This is a genomic window from uncultured Amaricoccus sp. (assembly GCF_937858865.1).
GTDB lineage: Bacteria > Pseudomonadota > Alphaproteobacteria > Rhodobacterales > Rhodobacteraceae > Amaricoccus.
In genome coordinates this window covers 1-8,036 of record NZ_CALLYO010000594.1, presented here as the reverse complement: position 1 = coordinate 8,036, position 8,036 = coordinate 1, and the positions used below count along the sequence as shown (strand labels likewise).

At 69.9% G+C, this 8,036-nt stretch carries 7 protein-coding genes; 6 read left to right on the top strand and 1 reads right to left on the bottom strand.

What is annotated here, in order from left to right; all coding sequences use genetic code 11:
• The first annotated feature begins 50 nt into the window (after positions 1-50).
• Together Q0112_RS17635 and Q0112_RS17630 are read left to right on the top strand one after the other, a co-directional pair.
• A complete protein-coding gene (locus tag Q0112_RS17635) occupies positions 51-1,040 on the top strand; it encodes a branched-chain amino acid ABC transporter permease (protein WP_297977327.1) in 990 nt (329 codons plus the stop codon).
• Entirely contained in the window at positions 1,027-2,481 is a 1,455-nt protein-coding gene (locus Q0112_RS17630) for an aldo/keto reductase (RefSeq protein WP_297977326.1), read from the top strand. The genes Q0112_RS17635 and Q0112_RS17630 overlap by 14 nt, the downstream gene beginning before the upstream one ends.
• Here Q0112_RS17630 and Q0112_RS17625 read toward each other — a convergent pair.
• Complete coding sequence (locus Q0112_RS17625; protein WP_297977325.1) at positions 2,478-3,776, bottom strand: MFS transporter; 1,299 nt, start codon at positions 3,774-3,776, stop codon at positions 2,478-2,480. The genes Q0112_RS17630 and Q0112_RS17625 overlap by 4 nt on opposite strands.
• Positions 3,777-3,901: 125 nt before the next feature.
• On the opposite strand from Q0112_RS17625, the gene cyoA reads away from it, so the two are divergent.
• The 4 genes from cyoA to cyoD all read left to right on the top strand — a co-directional run.
• A complete protein-coding gene (cyoA, locus tag Q0112_RS17620; protein WP_297977324.1) occupies positions 3,902-4,990 on the top strand; it encodes a ubiquinol oxidase subunit II in 1,089 nt (362 codons plus the stop codon).
• Positions 4,991-5,018: 28 nt separating this feature from the next.
• Positions 5,019-7,034 (top strand): cytochrome o ubiquinol oxidase subunit I, encoded by a 2,016-nt coding sequence (gene cyoB, locus Q0112_RS17615; RefSeq protein WP_297977323.1) that lies wholly within the window; start codon positions 5,019-5,021, stop codon positions 7,032-7,034.
• 4 nt (positions 7,035-7,038) lie between these two features.
• A complete protein-coding gene (gene cyoC / locus Q0112_RS17610) occupies positions 7,039-7,656 on the top strand; it encodes a cytochrome o ubiquinol oxidase subunit III (protein ID WP_297977322.1) in 618 nt (205 codons plus the stop codon).
• The coding region (gene cyoD / locus Q0112_RS17605; RefSeq protein WP_297977321.1) for a cytochrome o ubiquinol oxidase subunit IV at positions 7,653-8,036 on the top strand (384 nt) is incomplete at its 3' end. The genes cyoC and cyoD, both read left to right, overlap by 4 nt.

Here is an 8,036-nt window from a genome sequence, read left to right as displayed (position 1 = left end):
ATCGCCATCCTCCTCCTCCGCCCGCAGGGCATCTTCGGGAGGGCCGACTGATGCTCGACCTCTTCGGCTACGGCGCCTTCTTCCTCACCATGGCGCTCAGCTACGCGATCATCTGCCTCGGCCTGAACGTGCAGTGGGGCCAGACCGGCCTCTTCAACGTCGGGGTCGCCGGCTTCGTCGCCACCGGCGCCTACGCCTCCGCCCTCCTCACCACCCCCGATACGCCCAGCCGGCTCGGCGGCTTCGGCCTGCCCATCGCCGCCGGCTGGCTCGGCGGCGCGCTCGCCGCCGGACTCCTCACCTTCGTCGTCGGCGCCATCACCATCCGCCTCCGCGCCGACTATCTCGCCATCGCCACCTTCGGCCTCGCCGTCATGGTGCAGCTCGCCCTGCTCAACCTCGAGCCCCTGACCGGCGGCCCCTTCGGCATCGGCTTCATCCCGCGGCCCTTCGCCGCCACCGCCGGCACCCCGACTCTCTTCGCCGCCCTCAACCTCGGCCTCCTCCTCCTCGTCGTCCTCCTCCTCTATCTCGCCCTCGAGCGCCTGCTGCGCAGCCCCTGGGGCCGGGTGCTGCGCGCCATCCGCGAGGACGAGACCGCCGCCCGGGCGCTCGGCAAGCGCGCCGACCGCTTCCGCCTGCAGGCCTTCGCCATCGGCGGCGCCATCATGGGCCTCGCCGGCGCGGTGCAGGCCCATTTCATCGGCTTCATCGCGCCCGAGAACTACCTGCCGATGCTGACCTTCCAGGTCTGGGCGATGCTGATCGTCGGCGGCTCCGGCAACAACCGCGGCGCCATCCTCGGCGCGGTCGTCGTCTGGGGCCTCTGGGCCGTCTCCTCGAGCGTCATCGCCTCGCTCTTCCCGCCCGGCCAGCAGGCCCGCGCCGCGGCGCTGCAGATCTCGCTCATCGGCCTCGGCCTCTGCGCCATCCTGCTCCTCCGCCCGCGCGGCATCCTCGGCGAGGTCCGCGTCATCTCCCGCCACCTCGCCGCCCGCGAGCCCGATCCCAAGACGAGGCCCAGCCATGCCGAACCCTGAACGCACCGCCCTGAAGGGTGGCCCGACCATCCCGCGCGTCGTCTGCGGCCTCTGGCAGGTCGCCGACATCGAGAAGGACGGCGCCACGATCGACCCCGAGGCCGGCGCCGACGCGCTGGAGGCCTACGTCCGCGAGGGCTTCGACACCTTCGACATGGCCGACCACTACGGCAGCGCTGAGATCATCGCCGGCCGCCTCATCGCCCGCGGCAGGGGCGGCACGGCGCTGACCAAATGGTGCCCGCCGCCTGGCCCGATGACCCCCGAGATCGTCCGCGCAGGCGTCCGCGAGCGGCTCGACCGGCTCGGGATCTCCCGCATCGACCTGCTGCAGTTCCACTGGTGGACCTTCGAGCATCCGGCCTGGCTCGACGCGCTGCACGAGATGAACCGCCTGCGCGAGGAGGGGCTGATCGGCGCCATCGGCGTCACCAACTTCGACGCCGCCCACCTCGCCGTCGCCCTCGCCGACGGCATCCCGCTCGCGACCAACCAGGTTTCCTTCTCCCTCATCGACCGCCGCGCCGCCGGGCCGCTCTCCGAATTCTGCACCCACACCGGCATGCGGCTCCTCGCCTACGGGACGCTCTGCGGCGGCTTCCTCTCCGAGCGCTGGCTCGGCGCCCCCGACCCCGGCGAGATGCCCGACTGGAGCCGCGCCAAGTACCGCCGCTTCATCGACGCCGCCGGCGGCTGGCAGCCCTTCCAGGGCGTCCTCGCCGCCGCCGCCGAGATCGCCCGCAGGCACGGCGTCTCGCTCTCGAACGTCGCGACGCGCTGGGTCCTCGACCATCCGGCCGTCGCCGCCGTCATCGTCGGCGCCCGCATCACCGAGCGCGAGCACCGCGCCGACAACGCCCGCCTCTTCTCCTTCGCGCTCGACGCCGAGGACCGCGAGCGGCTCGCGGCCGCCTTCGCCGCCACCAAGCCCATCCCCGGCGACTGCGGCGACGAATACCGCCGGCCGCCCTATCTCACCGCCTCGGGCGACCTCAGCCACCACCTCGACACCATCCCGAGCGCGCTGACCGTCACGCCGGTCCCCGGCCGCCCCGACCGCCTGCGCGCCGCCTCGGGCAGCATCTGGGAGCCCCTCGCCGGCTACAGCCGCGCCGTGCGCGTCGGCGACCGCATCTCCGTCGCCGGCACCACGGCGACCCACGGCGGCAGCCGCTGCGTCGCCCCCGGAAACCCGGGCGCCCAGACCACCTACATCCTCGACAAGATCGCCGCCGCCCTGACCGCGCTCGGCGGCAGCCTCGAGGACGTGGTGCGCACCCGCGTCTACGTCCGCGACGCCCGCCGCTGGGAACTCGTCGCCCGCGCCCACGGCCGCGTCTTCGCCGACATCCTCCCCGCCAACACCCTCGTCGAGGTCTCCGCCCTCATCGGCGAATACGAGGTCGAGATCGAGGCCGAGGCCATCGTCTCCGGGAGCTAGTCGGCCCCGGAGTCGAGCTGGCGGCTGAGGAGGAGCGCGATGATCGTGCAGACCGCGCCGGACAGGAGATAGAAGCCCGAGGAGAAGAGCCCGAAGCGCGCGGCGAGGAAGAGCGCCACGAAAGGCGCGAACCCCGCCCCGAACATCCAGGCGAGATCCGAGGTCAGCGCCGACGAGGTGTAGCGGTAGCGCCGGCTGAACCGCGAGGCGAGCGCGCCCGAGGACTGGCCGAACGAGAGCCCGAGCAGCGCCGAGCCGACCACCATGTAGACGAACTCGCCGATCTGCCCGCCGTCGAGCAGCACCGGCGCGAAGAGCGCGAAGACCGCGATCGCCACCGCGCAGGCGATGAGCAGCCGCCGCCGCCCGATCCGGTCGGCCAGCGCCCCCGAGGCGACGATGGCCGCGAGCCCGATCGCTGCCGTCCCCATCTCGATGCCGAGGAAGGCCGGCACCTCCTGCCCGCTCGACAGATAGACCCAGGAGAGCGGGAAGACCGTCACCATGTGGAAGAGCGCGAAGGTCGCGAGCGGGATGAAGGCACCGATCAGGATGCCCCACCCCTCCGCCGCCACCGTCTCGCGCACCCGCGTCGGCTGCAGCTCGAGGCTCTCGAACTGCGCCCGATACTCGGGCGTCACCACGATCCGGAGCCGCGCGAACAGCGCGACGACGTTGATCGCGAAGGCGACGAAGAAGGGATAGCGCCAGCCCCACTCGAGGAAGTCCGCCTCCGAGAGCGTGGTGACGAGATAGACGAAGAGCGCGCTCGCCACGAACAGCCCGACCGGCGCCCCGAGCTGCGGGATCATCGCGTACCAGCCGCGGTGGTTCTCCGGCGCGTTCATCGCGAGGAGCGAGGAAAGCCCGTCCCACGTACCGCCGAGCGCGACCCCCTGCGCCGTGCGCATCACCGCGAGAATCACCACGGCGTAGAAGCCGGCGACCGAATAGTCCGGCATGAAGGCGATCCCCGCCGTCGCGCAGCCGAGCAGGAAGAGCGCCAGCGTCAGCTTCACCCCCCGCCCCCAGCGCCGGTCGACCGCCATGAAGACCAGCGTCCCGACCGGGCGCGCCAGGAAGGCGAGCGCGAAGATCGCGAAGGACCAGAGCACCGCCTCGACCGGCGCCGCGAAGGGGAACATCACCCGCGGGAAGACCAGCACCGAGGCGATCGCATAGACGAAGAAGTCGAAGAACTCCGAGCTCCGCCCGATGATGACCCCGATCGCGATGTCCCCGGGGCTCGCCTGGTGCTCGGCGTGCCCCTGCGCGCTGCCGGTCTCGTAGCTCATGGCGAGCGTCCCTCCGAGCCCCGGCCCCGCGGACCGGCCGCGGAACCGAACGACTCTCCTTATAGCGTCCGCGCAATTTTATGCTAACTGGGAATCGGCGAAGCGCTCGGTGGAGGACCTCACCCATGCGACGAGCACCGATCTCGGCACTCCTGCTCCTGGTTCCCCTCGCGGGCTGCGGCACGGTGGTGCTCTCGCCCTCCGGCGACATCGCCGCCCAGCAGCGCGACCTGCTCATGCTCGCCACGCTCTTCATGCTGCTCATCGTCGTCCCGGTGATGGGCCTCACCGCCTTCTTCGCCTGGCGCTACAGCGAGAAGCGCAGCGCCCGCTACGACCCCGACTGGCGGCATTCGACCGGCCTCGAGCTCGTGATCTGGGCGGCGCCGCTGATGATCATCATCTGCATCGGCGCCATCACCTGGACCGGCACCCACCTGCTCGACCCCTTCCGCCCGCTCGAGCGGCTCGGCGAGCGCCGCCCGGTCGCCGAGGACGTGGAGCCGCTCGAGATCCAGGCCGTCGCCCTCGACTGGAAGTGGCTCTTCATCTACCCGAAGTACGGCATCGCCGCGGTCAACGAGCTCGCCGTCCCCGTCGACACCCCCGTCCGCTTCCACCTCACGGCCCAGTCGGTGATGAACGCCTTCTACGTCCCCGCGCTCGCCGGCATGATCTACGCCATGCCCGGCATGGAGAGCCGGCTCAACGCGGTGATGAACGTCCCCGGCGAGTACGAGGGCTTCTCCTCCAACTACAGCGGCGCCGGCTTCTCCGGCATGCGCTTCCGCCTGCACGGGCTCGACCAGGACGACTTCGCCGGCTGGCTGGCGCGCACCCGCACCGAGGGCGAGGGCACCCTCGACCGCCCGCGCTACCTCGAGCTCGCCAAGCCGAGCGAGAACGTGCCGCCCCTGCGCTTCCGCGACAGCGACCCCGAGCTCTTCCGCCGCATCGTCAACCGCTGCGTCGAGGAGGGCCGGCTCTGCATCGACCAGATGGCGATGCTCGACTCGCTCGGCGGCACCGGCCCGGCCGGCACCCTCAACCTCGTGCCCGCCGAGGGGCGCCGGGCCAGCGCCCTCGGCCATGCCCCCTTCTACGTCGCCGACTTCTGCACCCCGGCCGACTCGCTCGCCCGCTACGGCAGCGACGCCCTCGTCCTGCTCGACCCGCCGCCACGCCCCCTGCCGCGGGACGACGGAACCCTCTGACCTCGCCTGACTTCGGGAGCGCACGCGAATGGCAACCGAGACCCTCTCGCCTGTCGTCGAGACCAGCTTCCTCCTCGGCCGGCTCACCTGGGACGCGATCCCGCTGCACGAGCCGATCCTCGTCGCGACCTTCATCGCCGTCGCCCTCGGCGGCCTCGCCCTCGTCGCGGCGCTCAGCTGGTTCCGCCTCTGGGGCTACCTCTGGACCGAGTGGTTCACCTCGGTGGACCACAAGCGGATCGGGATCATGTACATGGTCCTCGGCCTCGTCATGCTGCTCCGCGGCTTCGCCGACGCGATCATGATGCGCCTGCAGCAGGCCTGGGCCTTCAACGGCGCCGAGGGCTACCTGACCGCCCACCACTACGACCAGGTCTTCACCGCCCACGGCGTCATCATGATCTTCTTCGTGGCGATGCCCTTCATCACCGGCATGATGAACCTCGTCATGCCGCTGCAGATCGGCGCCCGCGACGTCGCCTTCCCCTTCCTCAACAACTTCAGCTTCTGGATGACGGTCGGCGGCGCGGTCATCACCATGACCTCGCTCTTCGTCGGCGAGTTCGCCCAGACCGGCTGGCTGGCCTACCCGCCGCTCTCCGGCCTCGACGGCAGCCCCTACGTCGGGGTCGACTACTACATCTGGGGGCTGCAGGTTGCCGGCGTCGGCACGACGCTCTCCGGCATCAACCTCATCGTCACCATCATCAAGATGCGCTGCCCCGGCATGACGCTGATGCGCATGCCGATCTTCACCTGGACCGCGCTCTGCTCCAACATCCTGATCGTCGCCGCCTTCCCGGTGCTGACCGCGACCCTCGCCCTCCTCTCCCTCGACCGCTACGTCGGCACCAACTTCTTCACCGCCGACAACGGCGGCAACGCGATGATGTACGTGAACCTCATCTGGATCTGGGGCCACCCGGAGGTCTACATCCTCGTCCTCCCCGCCTTCGGCATCTTCTCCGAGGTGACGGCGACCTTCTGCCGCAAGCCGCTCTTCGGCTATTCCTCGATGGTCTACGCCACCGTCTGCATCACCATCCTCAGCTACATCGTCTGGCTGCACCACTTCTTCACCATGGGCGCCGGAGCCAGCGTCAACTCCTTCTTCGGCATCGCCTCGATGATCATCTCGATCCCGACCGGCGCGAAGCTCTTCAACTGGCTCTTCACCATGTATCACGGCCGCATCCGCTACGAGCTGCCGATGATGTGGACGGTCGCCTTCATGCTGACCTTCGCCATCGGCGGCATGACCGGCGTCATGCTCGCCGTCCCCCCGGCCGACTTCGTGCTGCACAACTCCCTCTTCCTCGTCGCCCACTTCCACAACGTCATCATCGGCGGCGTCCTCTTCGGCCTCTTCGCCGGCATCTACTACTGGTGGCCGAAGGCCTTCGGCTTCCGCCTCGAGCCCTTCTGGGGCAAGGTCTCCTTCTGGTGCTGGGTCGCGGGCTTCTGGGTCGCCTTCACGCCGCTCTACGTGCTCGGCCTGATGGGCGTCACCCGCCGCATGCGCGTCTTCGACGACCCCAGCCTGCAGATCTGGTTCCTGATCGCCGCCCTCGGCGCCGGCCTCATCGCCTGCGGCATCGCCGCCTTCCTCGTCCAGATCGCCGTCTCGATCCTGCACCGCGACGAGCTCCGCGACCTGACCGGCGACCCCTGGGACGGCCGCACCCTCGAATGGGCCACCGCCTCGCCGCCGCCGGCCTACAACTTCGCCTTCACCCCCATCGTGCACGGCGTCGACGCCTGGTGGGACATGAAGACCCGCGGCTACGTCCGCCCGCTCGAAGGCTTCCGCCCGATCCACATGCCGAAGAACACCGGCTCGGGCGTCCTGCTCGCCGGCTTCTCCACCATCTGCGCGCTGGCGCTCATCTGGTACATCTGGTGGCTCGCCGCCCTTTCCTTCCTCGCGGTGATCGCCACCGCCATCCACCACACCTTCAACTACAGCCGCGACTTCGACATCCCCGCCGCCCAGGTCGCGGCGACCGAGTCCATGCGCACCCGGCTGCTCGGCGGGAGGGCCTGAGCGCATGAGCACGCCCGCCGCCGCCGCCACCGACTTCTACGTCCGCGAGGAGGAGCATCACGCCCCCGGCAGCTCGACCCACCTCGGCTTCTGGATCTACCTGATGAGCGACTGCCTGATCTTCGCGGTCCTCTTCGCCACCTACGGCGTGCTCGGCACCAGCCTCGCCGGCGGCCCCGGCCCGCGCGACCTTTTCGACCTGCCGCTCGTCGCGCTCAACACGACGCTCCTCCTCATCTCCTCGATCACCTACGGCTTCGCCATGCTGGCGATGCACGCGGGCGACCGGCGGAAGCTGCTGCAGTGGCTGGCCGTCACCGGCCTCTTCGGCGCCGCCTTCGTCGGCGTCGAGCTCTACGAATTCTCCCACCTGATCCACGAGGGCGCCGGCCCGCAGCGCTCGGGCTTCCTCTCCGCCTTCTTCGCGCTCGTCGGCACGCACGGGCTGCACGTCAGCTTCGGCATCCTCTGGCTGATCGTCCTCGTGGCGCAGGTCTCGCGGCACGGGCTGATCGCCGCCAACCAGCGGCGGATCACCTGCCTCTCGCTCTTCTGGCATTTCCTCGATCTGGTCTGGATCGGGGTCTTCACCTTCGTCTACCTGCTGGGGGTCCTCAGATGAGCACCGGGCACGCACAGTCCGCGCACGAGGAATCGGGCGCCCCGCACGGCACCTACCGCGACTATATGACCGGCTTCATCCTCGCGGTGATCCTGACCGTCATCCCCTTCTTCATGGTGATGGCCCGCCCGATCGAGAGCCCCGGCTATACCGCCGCCATCGTGCTCGTCTGCGCCTTTGCCCAGATCCTCGTGCACATGATCTTCTTCCTGCACATGACGCCCAAGGCCGAGGACGGCTGGCTGCTCGTCTCCACCATCTTCACCATCGTGCTCGTGGTCATCACCCTCGCCGGCTCGCTCTGGGTCATCTTCCACCTCAACCGGAACATGATGCCGATGCCGGACGGCGAGACGATGCAGGAGATGCAGCCCCCGCCC